19 protein-coding genes and 1 pseudogene are annotated in these 21547 nt (G+C 45.7%); 14 read left to right on the forward strand and 6 right to left on the reverse strand.

Going from position 1 to position 21547, the window contains the following annotated elements; all coding sequences use genetic code 11:
* Window positions 1-356: 356 nt before the first annotated feature.
* Window positions 357-5165, reverse strand: coding sequence for a glutamate synthase-related protein (locus tag F6K53_RS28090; RefSeq protein WP_293082941.1), 4809 nt, complete (start codon window positions 5163-5165; stop codon window positions 357-359).
* Between the two features lie 922 nt (window positions 5166-6087).
* Between F6K53_RS28090 and F6K53_RS28095 the strand changes: the two genes are divergently transcribed.
* The 8 genes from F6K53_RS28095 to rpsJ all read left to right on the forward strand — a co-directional run bounded on the left by F6K53_RS28095 (window position 6088) and on the right by rpsJ (window position 14920).
* Window positions 6088-8148 (forward strand): phosphodiester glycosidase family protein, encoded by a 2061-nt coding sequence (locus tag F6K53_RS28095; protein WP_293082927.1) that lies wholly within the window; start codon window positions 6088-6090, stop codon window positions 8146-8148.
* Window positions 8149-8464: 316 nt separating this feature from the next.
* Entirely contained in the window at window positions 8465-8893 is a 429-nt protein-coding gene (locus tag F6K53_RS28100) for a cupin domain-containing protein (RefSeq protein WP_075904465.1), read from the forward strand.
* A 272-nt stretch (window positions 8894-9165) separates the two neighbouring features.
* The gene (locus F6K53_RS28105; protein ID WP_075904457.1) at window positions 9166-9510 is read left to right on the forward strand and encodes an iron-sulfur cluster assembly accessory protein; all 345 of its coding nucleotides are present in this window, start codon (window positions 9166-9168) and stop codon (window positions 9508-9510) included.
* Window positions 9511-9598: 88 nt separating this feature from the next.
* A complete protein-coding gene (gene rpsL, locus F6K53_RS28110; protein ID WP_071106977.1) occupies window positions 9599-9970 on the forward strand; it encodes a 30S ribosomal protein S12 in 372 nt (123 codons plus the stop codon).
* 595 nt (window positions 9971-10565) lie between these two features.
* On the forward strand, window positions 10566-11036 hold the full coding sequence (rpsG, locus tag F6K53_RS28115) for a 30S ribosomal protein S7 (RefSeq protein WP_008179641.1): 471 nt from the start codon (window positions 10566-10568) through the stop codon (window positions 11034-11036).
* Between the two features lie 142 nt (window positions 11037-11178).
* Window positions 11179-13254, forward strand: a complete 2076-nt coding sequence (fusA, locus tag F6K53_RS28120) for an elongation factor G (protein WP_293024667.1) — start codon at window positions 11179-11181, stop codon at window positions 13252-13254.
* Between the two features lie 23 nt (window positions 13255-13277).
* On the forward strand, window positions 13278-14507 hold the full coding sequence (gene tuf, locus F6K53_RS28125) for an elongation factor Tu (RefSeq protein ID WP_293024668.1): 1230 nt from the start codon (window positions 13278-13280) through the stop codon (window positions 14505-14507).
* A gap of 104 nt (window positions 14508-14611) precedes the next feature.
* Window positions 14612-14920, forward strand: a complete 309-nt coding sequence (gene rpsJ, locus F6K53_RS28130; protein WP_198954346.1) for a 30S ribosomal protein S10 — start codon at window positions 14612-14614, stop codon at window positions 14918-14920.
* A 162-nt stretch (window positions 14921-15082) separates the two neighbouring features.
* On the opposite strand, the gene tnpA is transcribed toward rpsJ, so the two are convergent.
* Window positions 15083-15334, reverse strand: a complete 252-nt coding sequence (gene tnpA, locus F6K53_RS46045) for an IS200/IS605 family transposase (RefSeq protein WP_365940426.1) — start codon at window positions 15332-15334, stop codon at window positions 15083-15085.
* A 97-nt stretch (window positions 15335-15431) separates the two neighbouring features.
* Here tnpA and F6K53_RS28135 point away from each other — a divergent pair, with 97 nt between their 5' ends.
* The 4 genes from F6K53_RS28135 (at window position 15432) to F6K53_RS28150 (ending at window position 17546) form a co-directional block, all read left to right on the forward strand.
* The gene (locus tag F6K53_RS28135) at window positions 15432-16046 is read left to right on the forward strand and encodes a class I SAM-dependent methyltransferase (protein WP_293028282.1); all 615 of its coding nucleotides are present in this window, start codon (window positions 15432-15434) and stop codon (window positions 16044-16046) included.
* Window positions 16047-16053: 7 nt separating this feature from the next.
* On the forward strand, window positions 16054-17085 hold the full coding sequence (locus tag F6K53_RS28140) for an alpha/beta fold hydrolase (RefSeq protein ID WP_293028277.1): 1032 nt from the start codon (window positions 16054-16056) through the stop codon (window positions 17083-17085).
* Between the two features lie 113 nt (window positions 17086-17198).
* Window positions 17199-17402 carry a hypothetical protein gene (locus tag F6K53_RS28145; protein WP_293028273.1) on the forward strand — a complete coding sequence of 68 codons (204 nt, stop codon included), beginning with the start codon at window positions 17199-17201 and terminating at the stop codon, window positions 17400-17402.
* A 21-nt stretch (window positions 17403-17423) separates the two neighbouring features.
* Window positions 17424-17546: a hypothetical protein gene (locus tag F6K53_RS28150; protein ID WP_293028270.1), complete on the forward strand. Its 123-nt coding sequence runs from the start codon at window positions 17424-17426 to the stop codon at window positions 17544-17546.
* A gap of 245 nt (window positions 17547-17791) precedes the next feature.
* Here F6K53_RS28150 and F6K53_RS28155 read toward each other — a convergent pair whose 3' ends face one another.
* Window positions 17792-19105 carry an acetyl ornithine aminotransferase family protein gene (locus F6K53_RS28155; protein WP_293028267.1) on the reverse strand — a complete coding sequence of 438 codons (1314 nt, stop codon included), beginning with the start codon at window positions 19103-19105 and terminating at the stop codon, window positions 17792-17794.
* A gap of 365 nt (window positions 19106-19470) precedes the next feature.
* Here F6K53_RS28155 and F6K53_RS28160 point away from each other — a divergent pair, with 365 nt between their 5' ends.
* Window positions 19471-19713 carry a hypothetical protein gene (locus F6K53_RS28160; RefSeq protein ID WP_293028263.1) on the forward strand — a complete coding sequence of 81 codons (243 nt, stop codon included), beginning with the start codon at window positions 19471-19473 and terminating at the stop codon, window positions 19711-19713.
* Between the two features lie 177 nt (window positions 19714-19890).
* Here the strand turns inward: F6K53_RS28160 and F6K53_RS28165 are convergent, their stop codons facing one another.
* On the reverse strand, window positions 19891-20013 hold the full coding sequence (locus F6K53_RS28165; RefSeq protein WP_293028259.1) for a hypothetical protein: 123 nt from the start codon (window positions 20011-20013) through the stop codon (window positions 19891-19893).
* Between the two features lie 198 nt (window positions 20014-20211).
* Here F6K53_RS28165 and F6K53_RS28170 point away from each other — a divergent pair, with 198 nt between their 5' ends.
* Complete coding sequence (locus F6K53_RS28170; protein ID WP_198954229.1) at window positions 20212-20520, forward strand: SCO5389 family protein; 309 nt, start codon at window positions 20212-20214, stop codon at window positions 20518-20520.
* 432 nt (window positions 20521-20952) lie between these two features.
* Here the strand turns inward: F6K53_RS28170 and F6K53_RS28175 are convergent, their stop codons facing one another.
* Window positions 20953-21129 carry a type II toxin-antitoxin system HicB family antitoxin gene (locus F6K53_RS28175; RefSeq protein ID WP_293028253.1) on the reverse strand — a complete coding sequence of 59 codons (177 nt, stop codon included), beginning with the start codon at window positions 21127-21129 and terminating at the stop codon, window positions 20953-20955.
* Between the two features lie 101 nt (window positions 21130-21230).
* Window positions 21231-21547 (reverse strand): annotated as a pseudogene (locus tag F6K53_RS28180) (sugar ABC transporter substrate-binding protein); the annotation flags it as partial.

The raw sequence follows: 21547 nt of genomic DNA on the forward strand, positions 1-21547 counted from the left end.
GGCTATTCTGCTTACTGTATTGAAGAGTATATTAAGCAAGGTCATCGTGATTGGGTAAGGGAGATGATGATTCGTCGTCAAGGGTCTGTGAATGAATTTTGCCTCGAAAAGATTGACCTAGAACAGGTTACAGGTTGAACGCGATGGACGCGCGTCCCGCAATCGAGCGATCGGCGTTCGCGCAGCGTGGCCAAAGGCCTAAGCCGCGCCAAAGGCGATCGCGTGGCCTTTTGGCCAAGGTTATTCACAGTTGAATCTTGACAGATTGAAGGTTAAAGGTGATCAAACCAACCTTCAACCTTCTAACCTGCAACTGGTAACCCAAGCCAACCTGGAACCTTTAAGCTTTAACTGCTTTAGGCTACTGTAGAAGAAACTAACTCCCGTTCCTCTACCACATCAGGATTGGCTTGAGGAGTATCCGCCTCAGAAGGGGGTACCACTTGCCAGAATTTGGGCAGATATTCAGACCAGTTGTCGAGAATCATCTGGGCTTTCGGGCTACCAGTCCGAGTGGCATGGTCTTTAATTAAGCCTTTCAACTGTTGCTCTCCAGCGGCTGAAATTACCCGTTGAATCTTGACATCCTGGTTCACTTTGGCCGGAAAACTATCCTCTTCATCTAGGAAGTAGGCTAAACCACCAGTCATACCAGCACCGACATTGCGTCCCACTTTTCCTAAGACTACAATTACACCACCGGTCATGTATTCACAGCAGTGATCACCAGCTGCCTCAATCACAGCATACCCCTTGGAGTTGCGCACACCAAACCGCTCACCAGCACCGCCATGGGCAAATAATGTTCCGCCAGTGGCACCGTAGAGGCAGGTGTTACCTACAATCACATTGTTAGCTGGGTCGTAGGTGGCATCAGCTGGTGGTTTGATAATAATTTCACCACCATGCATCCCTTTGCCTACATAGTCATTCGCTTCACCAGTTAAAATCAAGGTCATACTAGGCAGGTTAAAGGCACCAAAGCTTTGACCCGCAGCCCCCTTGAAGTTGAGAGTAATGTGTCCATCGAAACCACTGTTACCATACTGCTTGGCAATTACCCCAGCAATTCGAGCCCCTACAGTACGGTCAGTGTTTACAATCTCAACATCTTTAGTCACAGACCCATGGTTTTGAATCGCATTCGTCAGGTCAGCGTCAGCCAGCAGTTGATCATCTAGGACTGGTCCATTGCTGTGGACATCGTTATGGTTGAGCCAACTGCGGTCTGTGCGAGTATCAGGCAGCTGAGTCAGACAATCTAGATTCAACATAGATGTCTTAGTCAACTCAAGGCCCTCCCGAACTTTGAGTAGATCAGCCCGACCAATGATATCCTTTAAGGAACGGTAACCTAGTTTGGCAAGAAGCGATCGCACTTCCTCAGCCACAAAGTAGAAGAAGTTGACCACGTGGCCTGGAATCCCGGTAAAGCGCTGGCGCAGGCGTTCTTGCTGAGTAGCAACCCCTACGGGACATTGATTGGTATGGCAAATCCGTGCCATAATGCAGCCTTCAGCAATCATCGATACCGAACCGAAACCGTACTCTTGTCCTCCCATCAAGGCAGCCATCAGTACGTCCCAACCAGTTTTTAAGCCACCATCTACCCGCAGCAAAACGCGATCGCGTAGTTGGTTTTCCATCAAGATCCGATGTACTTCAGTTACTCCCAGTTCCCAAGGCGCTCCAGCGTGCTTAATTGAACTCAGGGGAGATGCTCCAGTACCCCCATCATGACCAGAAATTTGGATTACATCCGCATTAGCTTTAGCTACCCCAGCCGCAACAGTTCCAATCCCAATTTCTGCCACCAACTTCACAGATACCTTAGCTTGAGGGTTAATCTGATGCAAATCAAAAATCAGCTGCGCTAGGTCTTCAATGGAATAGATATCATGATGGGGTGGTGGGGAAATTAGGGTTACTCCTGGCTTGGAACGCCGCAGCTTAGCAATGTAGGGACTAACCTTCTTACCTGGTAACTGACCCCCTTCCCCTGGCTTAGCACCTTGAGCAATCTTAATTTCTAACTGCTTCCCACTCATCAGGTACTCTGGTGTTACTCCAAAGCGACCAGATGCTACTTGTTTAACCGCAGAGGAAGCAACATCCCCATTACGTAATCCCTTTAAGTGAGGTAGAGTCTGAGAATGACCAGTCTGATCCACATCATTCAGAATGCTGAAGCGCACTGGGTCTTCTCCCCCTTCTCCACTGTTGGATTTACCGCCAATCCGGTTCATAGCAATAGCTAGAGTTTCGTGAGCTTCTCGGGATAGAGAGCCTAGGGACATTGCTCCGGTACAGAAGCGCTTGACAATTTCCTCAACAGGTTCTACTTCCTCAATCGGAATAGTAGGTTGGTCGCTGTTGAAGTCCAACAAATCTCGTAGTGCAGTTGCTGGACGCTCTTCCAACAGTTTCCGATACACATCGTAGTGGTCGTAAGCTTCTTTGTTAGCGTCAAGGCTTGAAGGTTTAACCTGCAACTTGCTAACTTCCAACTCTTTGTGATTTTTACCGTTACCATTCTTAGAGGATTGGTCACGGACGAAAGAGGAAACCGCCTTGTGTAGGGCTTTAGCCATTTCAGGGCTGTTCATGTGATACTCGCCCCGAGGACGGTAATTGATAAAGCCAAAGTTTTCCAGTTTCTTAGCTGTCAGGGGGAAAGCCCGCTTGTGAAACTCCATCACTTCCTGAGCTAAATCAGCAATACTCAAACCTCCCAGCCGAGATGTAGTTCCCTTAAAGGCTAGTGCCAATAAATCCCCACCAATGCCAATTGCTTCAAAAATCTGAGCGCCATGGTAAGACGATAATAGGGAAATTCCCATCTTAGATAGGATTTTCAATAAACCTGCTTGTACCGCCTTGCGATAATTTTTCTGAGCTTGGTCTATAGTCAGGCTTTCCAGTTTCCCCTGGCCCATCAATTTCTGAGTCTTAGGATTAGCCCACCAATTCCGTACCGATTCCCAAGCCAAATAAGGACAAACTGCTGATGCACCATAACCAATTAAGCAAGCATAGTGATGAGTACTCCAGCATTGAGCCGTTTCCACAATAATAGATGCCTTCATCCTTAATCCTTGAGAGATCAGGTGGTGGTGAACCGCACCTATAGCCAACATCGGTGGAATATAGGAGTAGTTTTCAGAAAGCCCTCCAGCAGTTTTATCACTCAAAATCAGAATCGTTTTACCAGCCCTTACCGACTCAGCCGCTTGGTCACACAGACGATTCACAGCTACGTCTAGCCCCCCTGGACCAGTAGCAATTTCAAATAGAGTAGACAGTTCAGCTGTTTCAAACCCTGACCCTTTCACCGCTGCCAACTCCGCCTCATTGAGGACTGGGGTTTCCAGCTTTAACAACTGGGCGTACTCCGGCTTAGCTTCTAATATATTCCCTCGCTCACCCAGCTCTATACTCAACGACATCACCAAACTTTCCCGTAGAGGGTCAATCGGTGGGTTAGTGACCTGGGCAAACCGTTGTTTGAAATAGTCATAGAGAAGCCGAGGCTTATTGGAGAGTACCGCCAAGGGAATATCATCTCCCATACAGAAAGTAGGTTCTTTCCCCTGGGTGCTCATCGGCTGGATGATCATCTCCACATCCTCAGCAGTGTAGCCAAAAGCGGTCTGCTGACGCAGTAACTCAGCCGCCTCTTGTTCAGGAGCCTCAGTAAAGGGTTGGGGTTCCAATTTTACACGGTACTGCTTGAGCCATTGACCATAGGGTTGCTGAGCTGCCACCCGTTGCTTGATGTCCCAGTTTTTTAGAATTTCGTTGCTTTGCAGGTCAACAGCAATCATTTGCCCTGGTCCGAGTCTGCCCTTTTCCACAATCTCGGATTCTGGCAACTCCACTACCCCCACTTCTGATGCCACCACCACATAGCCATCCCGGGTAATGCTATAACGAGCCGGTCGTAATCCATTTCGGTCTAGGCTGGCTCCCACTGTTTTCCCATCACTGAATACTAATAGCGCTGGACCATCCCAAGCTTCCTGAATTCCACTGTAGTATTCATAAAAATCAACAATTTCCGGATAGTTATCCAAATCCGGCTGATTTTGGTAAGCCTCCGGCACCATGATCATTAATCCGGTCAGAGGACTGCGTCCAGATTGCACCAGTAATTCGAATACATTATCTAGGATGGCTGAGTCACTGTTTTCTGGATTGATAATAGGCTTGATCTCATCTAAGGAGTTATTTGGTTTGAGGTTAGTGTCGGTTGCAGGTTCAAGGTTATTTGCCTTCAACCCTTTTTCCCAAACCGGATGAGCCAAGTCAGCCTCCCGGGCTATCATCCAGTTGACATTGCCCAACAGAGTGTTAATCTCACCATTATGTCCCAACAAGCGCATCGGTTGAGCGAGGGGCCACTTGGGCATAGTATTGGTGCTAAAGCGTCGATGATAGACAGCAAAACCACTTTGGTAATCAGGATTTTTTAAGTCTAAATAAAACTCTCCAAGTATCGCTGAGCGCACCATGCCTTTGTAGACAATCGTGCGACTGGAAAAAGAGCAAAAATACCAATCTTCAGGCACTCGGATGGTACTCTGAGATTTTAGTGCCTTAGCAATGCGACAGCGAGTTTTAAACAGCAAACGCTCCAGTTCATCTCCTATCTCCCCTTCAGAAGCTACGATCAACTGTTCCATATGGGGTTGATTAGCTTTCGCTTGGATACCCAGGATCTCTGAGCGTACTGGTACCACACGCCAGCCTAAAACCTTTAAGCCTTCTTGAGCAAGGACTTCCTCAACAATTGACTTACCTTGGCTAACCAAGCTCTTATCCTGAGGCAAGAATACCATCCCAACTCCCAACTGTTCCGTAGGAGGCTGGTCAATTCCTTGTTCGGTGAACCATTTTTGCAACAGTTTCCAGGGAATAGCAGTCAATAAGCCTGCACCATCCCCTGAATCTTGGTCAGCACTACACCCCCCCCGGTGTTCTAGACAACCCAGTGCCACTAGAGCTTGTTCAATCAATTTATGGGTAGCTATACCCTGGCCAGACGCAATAAAGCCAACCCCACAGGCATCTCGTTCCTCCACCAACCAACGTTGACCTGGATAGGGTATCCTTGTGTGATACTGTTGTAGATCTTCCTGGTTTTTCTGGTTATCGATATTATTCATCCAATTATTCACGGTGTTTAGTGATGCTTTCATTACAGATTGAGGACTATTAACCTAGTAGCAGTGACCTATACACTGCTACTAGGCTGGAAAAATCAACAATGATTTACCATCAATGGTGAGCCAGAAGTTGGTTGGGTCTAATCCCGATTCCCTGGGTGAAACAATCTATCAAGCTTTTTTCCCTTAGAAACTCCTATCCTGAGTATCCAATGAAATCTGGTCAGCTGCTGACAAAAAAGCTACATCCTCCGACACAGACCAAGGGATGCAGTTAACCATTACAGGTTTTACCAGTAGCAACACGCAAGCGTGCTTCAACCATGCCATGCAACTAACCACCTAGCTGATGACCAAAGTTAGCAGGGTTCCATGACGCTGGCATAAATCCTAGAAACTTACATATATAGGTGGATAGTCATGATATAAGAAATAGGTTAGCGATAGCAATACCTAATTTCTCCATAAACCTACTGAAAATTTTACTCCGGAAGAAATTCGTGGATTTACCGTAGCAGTCTTCCAGACCATTGAGCGAAACTCAAAATAGCTTTCTTAACGACTCTTTTACAGTGACAGGACTTGATGTTGTCACAGTAGCCTTCATCACAGTCTTAGTTTAGACCAGGTGGCATCTCCTCTCTAAATGCCTAGGTATTAGGCTCATGGTCTTAGGTCTTACAAAAGGGGGAGTTGAGGGCCTCCGTGCTTGACCCGGAGTGCTTCATAACTTTTTTAGAACCCACTTAGCCTCAATGCCTAGAGCCTCAATGCCTAGAGCCTAGGTTAAGAGTATGTGAAATTAAACCTTCTCTATAGTTTTTGCTGACTGATTTAGGCTATGAAAGGATAGCTTTGAGCTAAATCAGTCCTTTCAGGAAACAGGCTACTACCAGCAATCAATGCTCAATGGAACCCTTTGATGGCGACTAGAGTAACACCAAAGACCGGAATTGATACTACAAAAGTGTGGACTAAGATCTCCAAGCTAGCCATTACCCTCTTGCTCCTAATTCTATTCCCAGCATCCGTAGCTACGGCAAATAGGCGAGTTGGAGCAATTGAACCCTTAATCTTAAATAGCTTTAAAGAGTTACTTAACCAGTTGCCCCCAGCAGATGAAGAGACCCCTGTCCTCGTTCAAAGTTTATCCCAAACCACCCAGGAGAACATCCTAGTTTTAAAGGGCAAGAAACTATTGGAAGAGCTACCACCCATGCCTGATAACACCTTAGAGGTAGAATTTTTCTCTGTCCCCCCCCAGGTGATCCGACAAGGGTTTCAAGTGTATTTAAATGGTCAGCGGATCAACTTACCTTGGCAGCAGTGGCTGGTGGGAACCTCAGTGCGCACTGGCATCAGTGATGTAGGAGCGATGCAAACTTTGGGGATAGAAATGCTCAATAGTAAAGATTTTACCCAGCAACCGATTCGGTGGTTTTCTAAACCCCGGAGTACATCAGTAGTCTTCCCCAGCCAAGTTAGTGGTGCTTATCGATATCTAGATATTACCGATTTTGCCAAAACAGCAGGTTGGCAGTTACAAGTTCACGGGGATAAGCTGTATATCTCTTCCATGCCAGCCAGGGTGAAGGCTATTCGCCAGGGACGTCAGCCTTGGGGTAATCGTATTGTTCTTGATTTAGACCGCCCAACCTTCTGGCAAGTCAATGACCGACGCACTGAAGGTGTGATTACAGTAGCTGCCTCAGCGGACCTGTCACTAGTCAAGGGTTTTAATGCTCTAGAGGCTACCAAGATCCAAGGGCCTGAAGATGTAGCTCCCATTTCCGTGGGTGCTCCTATGGATAAACCGGTTATCCGCTTAGAAAGCCATCAGAACCAAACTAGGCTCAGGGTGGATTTCCCCAAAGGTAAACGTCTGCGAGTTTTCACCTTGCCTAACCCTTTTCGATTGGTGATTGATTTGCGACCCGATGCCATGGTAAAGAAAAATATTCTCTGGGCACCCGGCATCCAGTGGCGTCAGCAGTTGATTAGTCTCAAAGATACTAGCTTCCCAGTGGTGTGGCTGGAGGTTGACCCCAAATCTCACCGGTTACGCCTCAGACCCATTGGCAGTAATGCTACGACCCAAGTGGGAACAGCCCCACTAATTAAAGCTGCTCAGTGGTGGCAAGCATCTGCTGCAATTAATGCTGGCTTTTTCAACCGTAACAACCAATTGCCCTTAGGAGCAATTCGCCGTGATAGTCGGTGGTTATCTGGTCCAATTTTGAATCGGGGAGCGATCGCTTGGAATGATCGCGGTCACTTTAAACTGGGACGACTCAGCCTCACCGAAACCTTAGTTACCTCAAACCGGAAACGTTTGCCAGTACTATTCGTCAACAGTGGTTATGTCAAAGCTGGCATTGCCCGCTACACTCCCGCCTTCGGACCAACCTACACTCCCTTAATTGATCATGAAATCATTGTAGTTGTCCAGAACAACTCGGTCACCCATCTGTTGCCTGGAGGACTTGCCGGTCAGCAAGCCTTTCCTATCCCCCCCAATGGCTATCTAGTTACCCTTAGAGCCAACAGCACAGCCGTTCATGATCTTAGTATCGGTACCCAAGTGCGAATTGAGGGGAGTACGTTTCCTGCTGACTTCAATGGCTACCCCCATATTCTCGGTGGTGGACCACTGCTACTACAAGATCGAAAAATTGTTTTGGATGGCAAATCGGAACAATTTAGTGATGCCTTTATTCAGCAGTCTGCTCCACGCAGTGCTATCGGAACCACTGCTAATGGCACATTGATTATTGCTGCTTTTCAGTATAGTCATACTGGAGACGGCCCAACCTTAAGGGAAACAGCTCAGTTGATGCAGAAATTGGGAGCCATTAATGCCCTCAATCTTGACGGGGGTAGCTCAACTGGACTTTATCTAGGTGGTCAACTCCTAGATCGGTCTCCCTATACAGCAGCACCAGTTAACAACGGTCTGGGCATCTTTTTTACACCTGTTCCCTGATAGTTTAAGAAGTATTAAGTATTAAGTATTAACTATGAAGGAAGTATGAAGTGTTCAGATTTATTAAGATTTTTGTAAATCACGAATCCCTTAACTATAGGTTTATTCAGCTGATAATTAGGTAAACATAACTATATAAGAGTGTAAAGACTTTATATAAATTCAGGTAATCCACTAATTTGGCCTGAAAAATTTAGTTATAGTTTGCTAGATTTTTCGATAGTCAATTACCCTTGATTTTGTCTAACCTAGAATTAGTAAGCAATTAGTAAACTTTCCCAAAATCACTTAGCTAGACGTTTTCAGGAACAAAACCATGGTTCAGTCAAAAGAAATTTCTCAAGTTTCGGCCATTACCCTACAGTCATCCCGAGTAGCTGAAGGCGTTGCCGCTACCGAACTACGACCTTGGGGGTCTTTCACTGTCTTAGAAGAAGGACGGGGATACAAAATCAAGCGCATTGAAGTCAAGCCGGGTCATCGCTTAAGTTTGCAGATGCACTACCATAGGAGCGAACACTGGATTGTTGTCAGTGGTACAGCTAAAGTTATTTGTGGCGATAAAGAAGAAATTATTCATCAAAATCAATCAACCTATGTTCCCCAAGGCTATGCTCATCGCCTAGAGAATCCTGGTGTTATTCCCCTCGTTTTAATTGAAGTCCAGAATGGAGAATACCTCGGAGAAGATGACATTATTCGCTTTGAAGATGACTATGCTCGCAGCAAACCAGAAGACAAATAGATTAAGTCATTAGTTGTAAGTATTTGTAAGCAATCAGCTATCAGCAATCAGCTTTAATCTTTTGAATAAAAGAGGTAAGCATTCGTTTAATCTTGACGGCTGACAGCTGACAATTCTTTAGTTAGTAGTCATTAGTCATTAGTTAGAAGTTTTTAGTAGGTCAAAAAAAGCCTATTGGCAGTGACCAATTACTAATGACTAATGATTAATGACTATTCCTTTTTGAGGTAACATTAGCTGGTGCTAGTTGTTGCGTATAGTTAGTATCGTTAATGATTAAACTGAGTAAAGCTGCTGCGAGTGAGATTAGACGTGTACAGTCCAAGCGTCAAAACCCAGACGCCAAATTGCGTCTAGGTGTCCGCCAGGGTGGGTGTGCTGATTTTTACTACACTATTGACTTTGAGCAAGTGATAAATTCTGAGGATCAGGTCTATGACTGTGATGGCATCAGTGTCATCGTAGACCCGGAAAGCCTAAAAACTATCAATGGCTTAACTCTAGATTACTCAGAAGACCTGATGGGAGGAGGGTTTCGCTTCCATAACCCTAAAGCTTCAGAAAGCTGCGGCTGCGGTAATTCCTTTCGTGTAGACCCATCAAAGGATTCAGATTGACACCAGAGTGTTAAATGCGATATAATTACCTTTGGTTTGTTTGTAGTTGATTAAGTTCAATCAACCAATGTTTATTAAGCCGTAACTCATGCCCACCATTCAGCAGCTCATTAGTAGCGAGCGCTTCAAAGCTAAGAAGAAAACTAAGTCCCCAGCGCTGAAACAATGTCCCCAGCGCCGTGGTGTTTGTACTAGGGTGTTCACAACTACACCCAAAAAACCCAACTCAGCCTTGCGAAAGGTGGCAAGGGTTCGTCTGACTTCAGGATTTGAAGTAACAGCCTATATTCCTGGTATTGGTCATAACCTACAAGAACACTCCGTCGTTATGATCAGAGGTGGTCGTGTTAAGGACTTACCTGGAGTGCGATATCACATTATTCGGGGTACCCTTGATACGGCAGGAGTTAAGGATCGGCGTCAAGGTCGTTCTAAGTATGGGACAAAGCGCCCTAAGTAAACTCACGAGAATTGACTCCTCTAAAGTAAGAGACTTTCAGCAATAGAGTTGCTGTGTTCTCACCCACGCCCATCTAAACCCCAAGGGGACTCCCGTTATAGCCGACCGACTTAGCGGAAGACGGGGCGTATAAAGTGCTCCCGCAGGTGACCCACACAGCCCCTTGGGAATTGGAGACTAGAACTGTTGCGCTTCCTTGATAATTTGAGCATTATTAATAATTAATGCCCTCGAAAGAGTAGCGGTTTGTGCGCAAGCTGAAAAGCCTCTGAATCAAGCATAAACCAAAAATCTAAAAAGTAAGCCCAATAATTTTATTGGAGGGTTTAGAGGCTGTTTGGCTCAGCCATTAAGAGTGTAAAATTCTTAAGAATCCCAGCGACCTAGGAGCCGCTACGCGAACGCTATAATCTACGGGCTTTGCCCGACGCGGGGCGCGTTCGATTTAGCGACGGGAGTGTCAAAAGCTAACTGTATCACCAGGGTTAATCACACCAGGGTTAATCACACTAGGATTAATCACAGGAGTGTAGTTGATTGCCTTGGTTAATTTTTAATAGTAAACTGTATTTTTGATTTTTTCTTAAGCTTACTTATGTCTCGTCGCTCAGTTGTTAAAAAGCGTCCTGTCCCCCCTGACCCAGTCTATAACAGTCGCCTGATTTGTATGTTGGGGTGTAGACTCATGCGTCATGGCAAGAAATCCCTTGCCTACCGAATTATCTATGACGCAATGAAAATCATTGAAGAAAGAACTGGAGCTGATCCCATAGAAACCTTTGAAAAAGCTGTGCGTAACTTGACCCCTCTAGTAGAAGTCAAGGCTCGCCGGGTTGGTGGGGCAACCTATCAGGTTCCTATGGAAGTAAAGGCTGAGCGAGGGACTACTCTAGCCCTACGCTGGCTGATTAAATTCTCCAGAAGTCGCTCCGGTCGGAGCATGGCTAGCAAATTGGCTAATGAGCTGATGGATGCTGCCAATGAAACCGGAAATGCTATTCGCAAGCGTGAAGAAACCCATAGAATGGCAGAGGCAAATAAAGCTTTTGCCCACTATCGGTACTAATTATCCTAAAAAGCCTAGAACAAGAACCTGGTAGCTATAGGATAATGTCCACAAATGCCTAAAAAAACTTAAAAAAAGTATAAAATTGTAAATAGATAGCTACCTGGTGAGGAAATGGTGGCACCAGACAAAGGAGGTAACCGTGGCACGCACCATCCCGCTTGATAAAACACGCAATATCGGCATTGCAGCTCATATTGATGCGGGCAAAACAACAACAACTGAACGAATCCTGTTTTATTCCGGAATTGTTCACAAAATTGGTGAAGTCCATGAAGGTACAGCTGTAACTGATTGGATGGACCAAGAGCGGGAGCGGGGAATCACGATCACTGCTGCTGCAATTAGCACCAACTGGCGAGAGCATCGGATTAATATTATCGATACTCCCGGTCACGTTGACTTCACCATTGAAGTGGAGCGCTCCATGCGGGTATTGGATGGTGTGATTGCTGTGTTTTGCTCTGTAGGTGGTGTCCAGCCTCAGTCTGAAACCGTCTGGCGGCAAGCAGACCGCTATCAGGTACCTCGAATTGCGTTTGTTAATAAAATGGACCGGACAGGAGCAAACTTCTTCAAGGTCTACGAGCAAGTTCGTGACCGATTGCGCTCCAATGCTGTTCCCATCCAAATCCCGATTGGTAGTGAAAGCGAATTTAGAGGCATTGTTGACTTGGTGCGGATGCGAGCCAAGATATACACCAATGACCTGGGAACTGACATCGAAGATACAGAAATTCCTGAAGAGGTCAAAGAGCAAGCCGAAGAATACCGTGCCAAACTAGTGGAATCGGTGGCAGAAACTGATGAGGCGTTAATTGAGAAGTACCTTGAAGGAGAGGAAATCACGGCAGAGGAAATTCGTGAAGCCCTGCGCAAAGGAACCATTGAGGGCAGAATCGTTCCTATGTTGTGTGGCTCTGCATTCAAGAACAAAGGGGTTCAGCTGCTATTGGATGCGGTTATTGATTACCTACCAGCTCCGATTGATGTTCCGCCAATTCAAGGTACTATGCCTAAGGGTGAAACCGTCGAGCGGGTGGCTGATGACGAAGCTCCTATGTCAGCTCTGGCATTCAAGATTATGGCAGACCCCTATGGTCGCCTAACTTTCCTGCGGGTGTACTCTGGGGTACTCAAGAAGGGGAGCTATATCCTCAACTCCACTAAGGATAAGAAGGAACGGATATCTCGCTTAATTGTCTTGAAAGCTGATGACCGCATTGAAGTAGAGGAGTTGCGGGCTGGAGACTTGGGCGCTGCCGTTGGCTTAAAACATACTATCACTGGGGATACTATTTGTGACGAAGAGTCTCCCATTATTTTGGAATCCCTCTTTATTCCAGAACCAGTGATATCGGTGGCAGTAGAGCCAAAAACCAAGCAGGATATGGAGAAGCTATCCAAAGCCCTCCAAGCCCTATCTGAAGAAGACCCTACCTTCCGGGTCAGCATTGACCCAGAAACTAACCAAACCGTGATTGCGGGCATGGGTGAGCTGCACTTGGAAATCCTGGTAGACCGGATGCTGCGAGAGTTTAAGGTAGAAGCGAATGTGGGCGCTCCCCAGGTAGCCTATCGAGAGACGATTCGTAAATCAGTCCAAGCGGAAGGCAAATTTATCCGTCAAAGTGGCGGTAAAGGTCAGTACGGTCACGTTATTGTTGAATTGGAACCAGGAGATACTGGTAGTGGTTTTGAATTCGTCTCCAAGATCGTAGGTGGTTCTGTACCGAGAGAGTACATCTCTCCTGCTGAACAAGGGATGAAGGAAGCCTGTGAATCGGGAATTCTAGCAGGGTATCCAGTGATCGACGTCAAAGTTACCCTAGTAGATGGGTCTTATCACGACGTAGACTCTTCAGAAATGGCATTTAAGATTGCTGGTTCTATGGCCATGCGGAATGCTGTGATGAAGGCTGCCCCAGTACTCCTAGAGCCTATGATGAAAGTTGAGGTGGAAGTGCCGGAAGACTTCCTTGGGGATGTCATGGGTGACCTCAACTCCCGCCGTGGCCAGATTGAAGGTATGGGTTCTGAAGACGGCATTGCCAAAGTAACTGCTAAAGTTCCATTAGCAGAGATGTTTGGTTATGCTACGGATATCCGGTCTAAGACCCAAGGTCGGGGTATTTTCTCTATGGAGTTTAAAACCTATGATGAAGTACCTCGCAATGTGGCAGAAGCCATCATTGCTAAGAATCAAGGGAACGCATAACAAAAAAAAGGAACATGTAATTCATGGCACGCGAAAAGTTTGAAAGGAATAAACCCCACGTCAACATTGGCACGATTGGTCACGTAGACCACGGCAAGACTACCCTAACTGCTGCTATTACTATGACATTGGCAGCTCAAGGGAAGGCAAAAGCGAGGAACTACGAGGAAATTGATGCAGCTCCTGAGGAAAAAGCACGGGGGATTACCATCAATACTGCTCATGTGGAGTACGAAACCGAAAATCGCCACTATGCCCACGTGGATTGCCCAGGCCACGCTGACTATGTGAAAAACATGATCACGGGTGCGGCGCAAATGGATGGGGCAATTCTGGTGGTTTCTGCCGCTGACGGTGCCATGCCACAAACTAAAGAACATATCCTCCTGGCTCGGCAGGTGGGAGTGCCTAACATCGTGGTTTTCTTAAATAAGAAAGACCAAGTAGACGATGAAGAACTCCTAGAGCTAGTAGAACTCGAAATTCGGGAACTGTTGAGCGAATACGACTTTGACGGGGACAATATCCCGATTGTGGCTGGGTCAGCCTTAATGGCTGTAAACGCCCTGACCGAGAATCCAGGCATTGCCAAAGGTGACAATGAGTGGACTGATGTGGTACTAGAACTGATGTCTAATGTAGACTCATACATTCCCACACCAGAGCGGGATGTGGATAAGCCATTCCTGATGGCAGTGGAAGATGTCTTCTCCATCACTGGTCGGGGAACTGTTGCCACCGGTCGAATCGAGCGGGGTAAAGTTAAAGTTGGTGAGACGGTAGAAATCATCGGGCTTAAAGAGACCCGTAACACCACCGTAACTGGTGTGGAAATGTTCCAGAAGACCCTAGACGAAGGGATGGCTGGAGACAATGTTGGGCTACTGCTACGGGGTATCCAAAAAGAGAACATTGAGCGGGGTATGGTACTTGCCAAGCCCGGTTCAATCACCCCTCACACCAAGTTTGAATCTGAGGTATATGTCCTGAAGAAAGAAGAAGGTGGACGTCATACTCCCTTCTTCTCCGGCTATCGCCCTCAGTTCTATGTACGAACCACTGATGTGACTGGCACTATTGATGCCTTTACTGCTGACGATGGCTCTACAGCTGAGATGGTGATGCCAGGCGATCGCATCAAAATGACAGTGAGCCTGATCAACGCCATTGCGATTGAACAAGGAATGCGCTTTGCTATCCGTGAAGGTGGTCGCACCATCGGCTCAGGTGTGGTCAGCAAGATTCTCGAATAGCAGTACTCTACTATAGAGTAGGAGCAGGGAAGTTCTAGCTTCTCTGCTCTTTATTCATGTTTATTTTACCTAAAAGAACCTAGAAAATTAAAAAAATGGCAACTATTCAACAGCAGAAAATTCGGATTCGACTAAAAGCCTTTGATCGACGCTTGCTGGACACCTCCTGTGAGAAGATTGTAGATACAGCAAACCGCACAAATGCTACAGCTATTGGCCCAATTCCCTTACCCACTCGACGTCGTATTTACTGTGTTTTGCGATCGCCTCACGTTGATAAAGATTCTCGGGAACACTTTGAAACACGCACCCACCAACGGATTATTGATATTTATCAGCCTTCTTCAAAGACTATTGATGCTCTGATGAAATTGGATTTACCTGCTGGAGTTGATATTGAAGTTAAGCTTTGATCAAAATGGCTCCTTATCCTAGGATTAAATCCGACAGGATTAATCCCTAGTATAGGAGCCAACGCTTTTTAATCTTGCTGGTTCATCTTGATTTTTACTATAAACTAATAGAGTCTCTAGGTTTGCTCTCCCACCTACGAAAGTAAAAGTATAGGCATGATTTCAGAAGTAAGGTTTCCAGTAATATTTTGCTAAGTAATCACCGTATTCAGACCTGATTCTACGAGCTGAGACAGACTTTAGGTTTTTGATTAACTGACCGAGTTCAAAGGTTGGGTGTGCTTCAAAAAGTAAATGAACATGATCACCTTCACCAGCAAACTCTAATAATGTGCATTGCCACTTGACCAGGAAATTTCGAAATATCTCCACAAGCGATTCCAACATCTCTTTAGTTAGACACTTGTGGCACAACAGCCGATAAAGGGAACTGAGCGGATGAGGCGGTGAGCAAATCGAAGTAGATGAGCATCCTATAAAAATGTCTAACTATTGATGTGGTGGGAGAAAAATGTCTGAGATACAACCAAACGAGTGGTTGAAGTGGATCTGTTCAAGTCAAAATTTTGATCAGCTACGTCAGAACTATGATCAATGGGCAGATCAGTATGAAGTAGATGTTGGTGGAGTATGGGAACCTGTTCCCATGACAGCGGCATTTATGCTAGCAGAGTATATGGACGACAAGCAGGGTGTAATCCTTGATGTCGGGGCTGGAACAGGTCTAGTTGGTGTTGCATTGGCTGGGTTGGGATTTGAACAGATGATAGGCATTGACATATCGCCTGCTATGTTAACCAAAGCGGCTGAAAAAGGCGTATATAGCTCCTTAGTTTGCTGCTCGATCGGCGATGAACGATTCAGAAACTTGGGAAGGGCAAGTGGCATCATTGCCACAGGAGTATTTGCCGAGAGCCATGCTGGACCAGGAGAACTGAGCACACTTCAAGACAGTATTGAGCCTGAAGGAATTTTAGTGTTCACAGCACGTCAGAGCTTTTTGCCTCAACTTCAGGAAGTCCTCGACCAACCAGAATGGACTCTTATCGATTCCAAGGTTATGCCGATTTACGACGACCCCATGTATCTTATAGCATCCAAAATTGGAAATACAACTAAATCGTAAATAAAAAATGAGTTCAGAATTGAAAAAACTCGAACAAGTTAACCAGGAACTGGCGAGGGTTCGTGAGATTAGTCACCGTGAATTGCTGGATATGAACGTGATTGAAGAAAGCCAAGAGTTGGTTCATCGAGTTGGTGCAACCAGCGAAGCTAAACAAAGGCTGCCCTTCACGAAGTTATATCTACCGATGGCTTTCACAGGCATTTTGGAGCCCAACAAGTCAGTTGATCAGACTCATCGTGCAATCCTGATTCTATTACCGGGTACAGGAACAACTTTTTCTGTTGCCGAGACACTATGTGATATTGCAGGAACCTTTCATGGGCGAAAAAGCAAGAACCGTGGACGTGGGCGAAAGAGCAACCAAAGTTTATTAACTGAATTACTGCCTGATGGTGAGACGTTCCGTGTAGCCTCTTTTCCAACTGACCTGCCCCTCAATGGTATGGGTTCAAATGCCCCCTTTGAGTTTGCCAGCGAACAGGGCCTTATAACCGTGATTCGCCACGTCCATCTTGTGTTATCACGCCTCTATCCTGACCGCCCAGTTTTTATTGCTGGACGCAGCCAAGGCGGTATAGCTGCCATACTTTATGCCCAGCATTATGATGATCTAGCCGGGGCAATTGCTGTCAATCCGCCCCATCCCGACCCAGAACTGTTTCAGTTTACTGTTCAATATTTGGAGGATAAAGCTAAAGTTCTGGCTGACCTTCTCCATGCCCCAGGTGTGACCCTACACGAGCGTAGCTGGGAAGCTTACAAGACTTTCACACCTGACTTTGACTATCCATCTAGACCATCCCTATCTCCAATCCTAACTTTGGTTAGCTTGGGTGATCCCTTCAACTTATTTCCCCAGTATGCCCATGCACTGAAGGCATTTGCAGAAAATGACGAAAAAAATCAGTTGCACATACTTGATGCAGGGCACAATCTTTGGGACAGGAAATCAGTAGAAACGTATCGAGAAGTCATTAATTTGCAGGCTCAATTTATGTTAAGCCAGATCAAATACAGCGATAACAACTATGACTGATAGTAAAATAATGCAAGTCGGTTAAGGTTCTTAATTCATAAAAGTTGGTTATTCAGTACCTTTTATGCTAAATTTCCAGTTAAAACACTCAGAAAGCTTACTGTACAAGTGAAATGATGCTATTTATAGCAGTCGAAGTAAAGTTTAAGACATCTTTTCCTCCCTGCTCCCTACTCCCTGCTCCCTTTCCAGCAAAAGACTATGTCCTAAACCATACTTCCCTTGGTATAACTAACAAAAAAAATTTCCTGAATACGGCCTCTTACCACTACTCCCTGCTCCCTGCTCCGAATTCCCTTTGCCAAAGTGTTTATTAGACCTCTTGCAAAAGTATTTTTATGATAGTGTTTGCGTCAATTATTGTCCACTATTCCCTATTCCCTGTTCCCTGTTCCCGACAACTGCCGGGAAGTCTAGTTATCATAACAAGTACGGAAGATCCATATTTGTTCCCTTATTAACATTACATTTATTAGTTATAAGCTGATGCGCATTTAAATTGCTTTTTATCTGTTCCCTATTCCCATATCCGCTGTTCCCTTTGAACAATTTAGGTATCCCAATCTAAATGCTGAACAGCTTAGCAGTTCTCATATTAATAAGGCACGCACATTAATAAGGCACGCACACCTATTTTTTCCCTGTTCCCTAAAATACCAAACTTGTGTACCTCACCTATTTGAGAATTGCTATATATTGACTTTTTTTATTTTCCCTCAAACAACTCAGTGAGGATCTCTAAAGCAACCTGAATCTGATCGCTATTGATGATCAGGGGTGGGCAAAACCGAATTGCTGCTTTACCGCAACCGACTAGCAATAAACCCTTATAGAAAGCCCCATCCACAATGCGATTTCGTAGGTCTGGGTCGAGATTTCCATCGGCATCGATTAGATCGATTGCCATCATTAAACCCTTCCCCCGTGGCAAGGAAACCTGGTCAAATCGCTGTGCCAGTTCAGTTAGACCTGCCTGCAATACCTCTCCCATCTGGTGAGCATTATCGATCAGTTCTGCTTGTAATAGTTCCAAGGTGACATTGGCAGCAGCACAAGCTACTGGATTGCCCCCAAAGGTTGCAGCATGGGAGCCAGGAGGCCAGGTCATTAGTTCCGGTCTAGACAGGATAGCACCCAGAGGTAGACCGCTGGCAATGCCTTTAGCCAGGGTAATAATGTCAGGCATCATACCCCAGTGTTCAATGGCAAAAAGTTTCCCAGTCCGCCCCATTCCCGACTGAATCTCATCTACAATCATCAGGATACCGTGGCGAGAGCAAATCTGGCGAATCCGCTCCAAGAAGCCATCGGACGGTACAATATAGCCGCCTTCCCCTTGAATTGGTTCGAGAACGATCGCAGCGACCTCCTCTGGTGGCAATACACTTGAGAAGAGTTTTTCTTCTAGATAATCAAGACTGGCATGGGTTCCATAGGGAATGTGTGTAACACCGGGAAGCAACGGTCCAAATCCTTGACGCTGCACGATTTTGGAACCTGTTAGAGACATCGCCCCATAGGTGCGCCCGTGAAATCCACCCTGGAAGGAAACTATTCGCGATCGCTTTGTATAGTAGCGGGCTAGTTTGATAGCACCTTCGATTGATTCTGCTCCAGAGTTGGTGAAACAAACACGGGCACGACCATCTCCTGACTCTGGAAAAGGGGCACGTACAGCTAGATTTTCCGCTAGTTTCACCATCGGTTCATAATAAAAATCAGTTCCCGATATATGTAGGAGATTAGCTGCTTGGTTCTGTATTGCCTGAACCACTTGAGGATGAGCATGACCAGTTGCAGTTACCGCAATTCCTGCAGTAAAGTCTAGAAAAACATTGCCGTCCACATCTTCGACCATACAGCCCTCACCTCTGGCAGCTGCTAACGGGTAGCTGCGAGTATAGGAGGGGGAACTCACGACGCGATCGCGTTCGATAAGCGCCCGGGCACGGGGTCCAGGCAAGGATGTTCTCAGTTGGGGAACCCGAGGCTGAGTGCGGTTGGTGGGAATGCTAAGCATTTAAGTAATCATTTTCAATGGGTAACAGAGCAATTATATTGGACTTTGGACAAAAAGGGGAGCTAGTTAGCGAGTGTTATTAGCTAACTAGCTCCCAAAAGAAGGGGCGACAGAAATGAGAAGATTTATAGCAGCTTCTCCAAACCGATTTCAATCCACATCCATTAGCTGATTCCCCAAAACAACCAGCGCTATTCGCATCTTATTTTGAAATGTCTACTGGATACGTGAGCGGTTACTGGCTATACGAGATCAGCACAGATAATCCAACATGGCTCGATTCCTCCCTAAAACCAGTTCTGAATAGAGCGCAAGCTCATCAACTTCAATAAAAATTCAACACTTTAATACAAAGAATCTGACCTATGCAAATTACAATCGACCTACCCCCAGATCTCGAACAAGACCTCATCCGCCAAGCGGTTGAATCAAATGTCGGGATCCAAACCCTTGTTCTCCAAGCGTTACGCCAGCTAATCCAAACAGCACCTAGCTCTATTTCCCAGTGGTCGGATGTCGTCCTGTCTTATGAAGGAATTCCTGATTTCCCGGCTTTCGAGTCCTATCGTGATCAACTCCTGCCACCTCGTGAACCGGAATTATTCTGATGCGATACCTTCTCGATACTTGCGTGATCAGCGACTTTATTAAAGGTGAAACTGGTTTACAGACCGAAAACTGGCGGCAGCTATAAACATGCTGGAGTGGAAGGGGGGGAGTTTTTGATCGAGTTTCAGTGAGATATTCCCCAAGTAGCGGAGAGTTTGGCTGCATTGCAAGTTGGTTTACTGGCGCATCATCTTTTTGGTACTAGGATGGCGTGCGATCGCTTTTAGCGGAAGCTGAGGCCTTTGGCCACGCTTCGCGAACGCTTCATCGCGTAGCGTAGCCCTTCGGGCTAATCGCATTCTCCCAACACTGACCAAGCCCACTCGCATAGCATAGTACGTCTCTAATCGTCTGCATCGTAATATTTCTTTACTAAAAATGATTATTATGAACAATAATAATCATTATCACCATATACTGTTCCCTGGGAGGTTCAGCCAACTAAGTGTGAACCTCTGATAACTATTTTGTTCATTAGGGATATTCAGGAAAAGCCTATGTCACTGAACATTACTCCAGAGCTTTTGAAGCAGGCACAGGAGGGTGAGGTTAATCAAGAAGCTTTTATTGACAGCATCAGGCAATCGTTACCTTATGCCTTTGGAGTTGTGGAAGACCTGGCCAAGCAATTGGCACAGGGTGAAGCGGAATGGGTAGAGCATTCGGTACCACCACCAACTGAGCAAGATCGAGCCCAGCTATTGCGGATGATAGGTGGGGATGCGATTCGTGGTGCAGTCGAACGTTATTTTGGGATCAAGTTAGCCTTTCAAAACTGCCACAAAACCGCTATATTTCGTCCATAAGCCTTAGAATCACCTGCTTATCAGGACTTTATTTCTATCCGCAGTCAAATTCTGAACTAGACACCAGAACTGATCGATTGTTAAAACTTAGCCAGAGGCTCTAGCTACTAGAGCCTCTGGTTAAAATAGATATTATTAAATAATAACCTCGCAAGTCACAGAACCGATACTTTTTAGCTACCAAAGTCTACCAATATAAACTTTAGCCCGCCAATGCAAGCTGATTCGAACGCCAGGGGGTATCTCCCAAAGCACGAAGAAATATTCCTCGTGCGCCGTTAAATTTCTAGAACCAGATCCAATGTCACTACAAAACCCTTGGTTTTCGGGAAATTTTAATTAAGACAAGGTCGTGGCACTAATATCATAGTTAAATTATAGCAAATTACTTGAGGCTTTGGCAACCTTTGTGATACTTTTACCTACTGTCCACTAACCTTCCGGCAGCTCAAGGGGTGCAGGTTCAAGGTAGAGCTGAATGCCAATACGAATATTTTCTATTGCTTCTACTTTCGTTTCACCACAGGAAGTACAACCAGGAAGTTCGGGGCACCAAGCTGCCCAGTCTCCGTTAACTAGATCAGGCTCAAGAATGACTCTCCATTTCATCAGACTTCTCTCTAAACTCAGTATTCAAATACTAATGTGATCTAAAGGATCAGCGATCAAGAAATAAGCTGAATGCTTAATACTGATCGCTGACAGCTAAACTAGAATAGAAGATTAAATAATCTAATTGGTAATTCAATTAGGGAGAAAATACCACTAGCAGGTCTCGAAATCCTTTCGACATTGTCCGCAGTTGTTGCTGCACCATCCCGTTTAACAATAATCACATCATTAGGCTGCAAGGTCGGATTAGTTTCCTCGTTAACTGGAGCAGTAAAATCGATTTCAATTTCTCTTTTTTCAACTGTGCCATTGCGATTCAGGCGAACTAATTCAACAGAACCCTTTTCAGCACGAACGTCATCAAATCCCCCAGCGGCAAGCAAGGCTTCATTCAAAGGAGCATTGGGCTTGACTT

This window comes from Moorena sp. SIO4A1, assembly GCF_010672065.1.
Classification (GTDB): Bacteria; Cyanobacteriota; Cyanobacteriia; order Cyanobacteriales; family Coleofasciculaceae; genus Moorena.

Bases quoted from the DNA above. Each gene is read 5' to 3' on its own strand.
- rpsL (WP_071106977.1), top strand. From the start codon at position 9,599: ATGCCCACCATTCAGCAGCTCATTAGTAGCGAGCGCTTCAAAGCTAAG.
- F6K53_RS28160 (WP_293028263.1), top strand. From the start codon at position 19,471: ATGCAAATTACAATCGACCTACCCCCAGATCTCGAACAAGACCTCATC.
- F6K53_RS28095 (WP_293082927.1), top strand. From the start codon at position 6,088: ATGGCGACTAGAGTAACACCAAAGACCGGAATTGATACTACAAAAGTG.
- F6K53_RS28105 (WP_075904457.1), top strand. From the start codon at position 9,166: ATGATTAAACTGAGTAAAGCTGCTGCGAGTGAGATTAGACGTGTACAG.
- F6K53_RS28150 (WP_293028270.1), top strand. From the start codon at position 17,424: ATGATAGTGTTTGCGTCAATTATTGTCCACTATTCCCTATTCCCTGTT.
- F6K53_RS28175 (WP_293028253.1), bottom strand. From the start codon at position 21,129: ATGAAATGGAGAGTCATTCTTGAGCCTGATCTAGTTAACGGAGACTGG.
- F6K53_RS28090 (WP_293082941.1), bottom strand. From the start codon at position 5,165: ATGAATAATATCGATAACCAGAAAAACCAGGAAGATCTACAACAGTAT.
- F6K53_RS28135 (WP_293028282.1), top strand. From the start codon at position 15,432: ATGTCTGAGATACAACCAAACGAGTGGTTGAAGTGGATCTGTTCAAGT.
- rpsG (WP_008179641.1), top strand. From the start codon at position 10,566: ATGTCTCGTCGCTCAGTTGTTAAAAAGCGTCCTGTCCCCCCTGACCCA.
- F6K53_RS28165 (WP_293028259.1), bottom strand. From the start codon at position 20,013: ATGCGATTAGCCCGAAGGGCTACGCTACGCGATGAAGCGTTCGCGAAG.
- tuf (WP_293024668.1), top strand. From the start codon at position 13,278: ATGGCACGCGAAAAGTTTGAAAGGAATAAACCCCACGTCAACATTGGC.
- F6K53_RS28100 (WP_075904465.1), top strand. From the start codon at position 8,465: ATGGTTCAGTCAAAAGAAATTTCTCAAGTTTCGGCCATTACCCTACAG.
- F6K53_RS28140 (WP_293028277.1), top strand. From the start codon at position 16,054: ATGAGTTCAGAATTGAAAAAACTCGAACAAGTTAACCAGGAACTGGCG.
- F6K53_RS28155 (WP_293028267.1), bottom strand. From the start codon at position 19,105: ATGCTTAGCATTCCCACCAACCGCACTCAGCCTCGGGTTCCCCAACTG.
- F6K53_RS28170 (WP_198954229.1), top strand. From the start codon at position 20,212: ATGTCACTGAACATTACTCCAGAGCTTTTGAAGCAGGCACAGGAGGGT.
- F6K53_RS28145 (WP_293028273.1), top strand. From the start codon at position 17,199: ATGATGCTATTTATAGCAGTCGAAGTAAAGTTTAAGACATCTTTTCCT.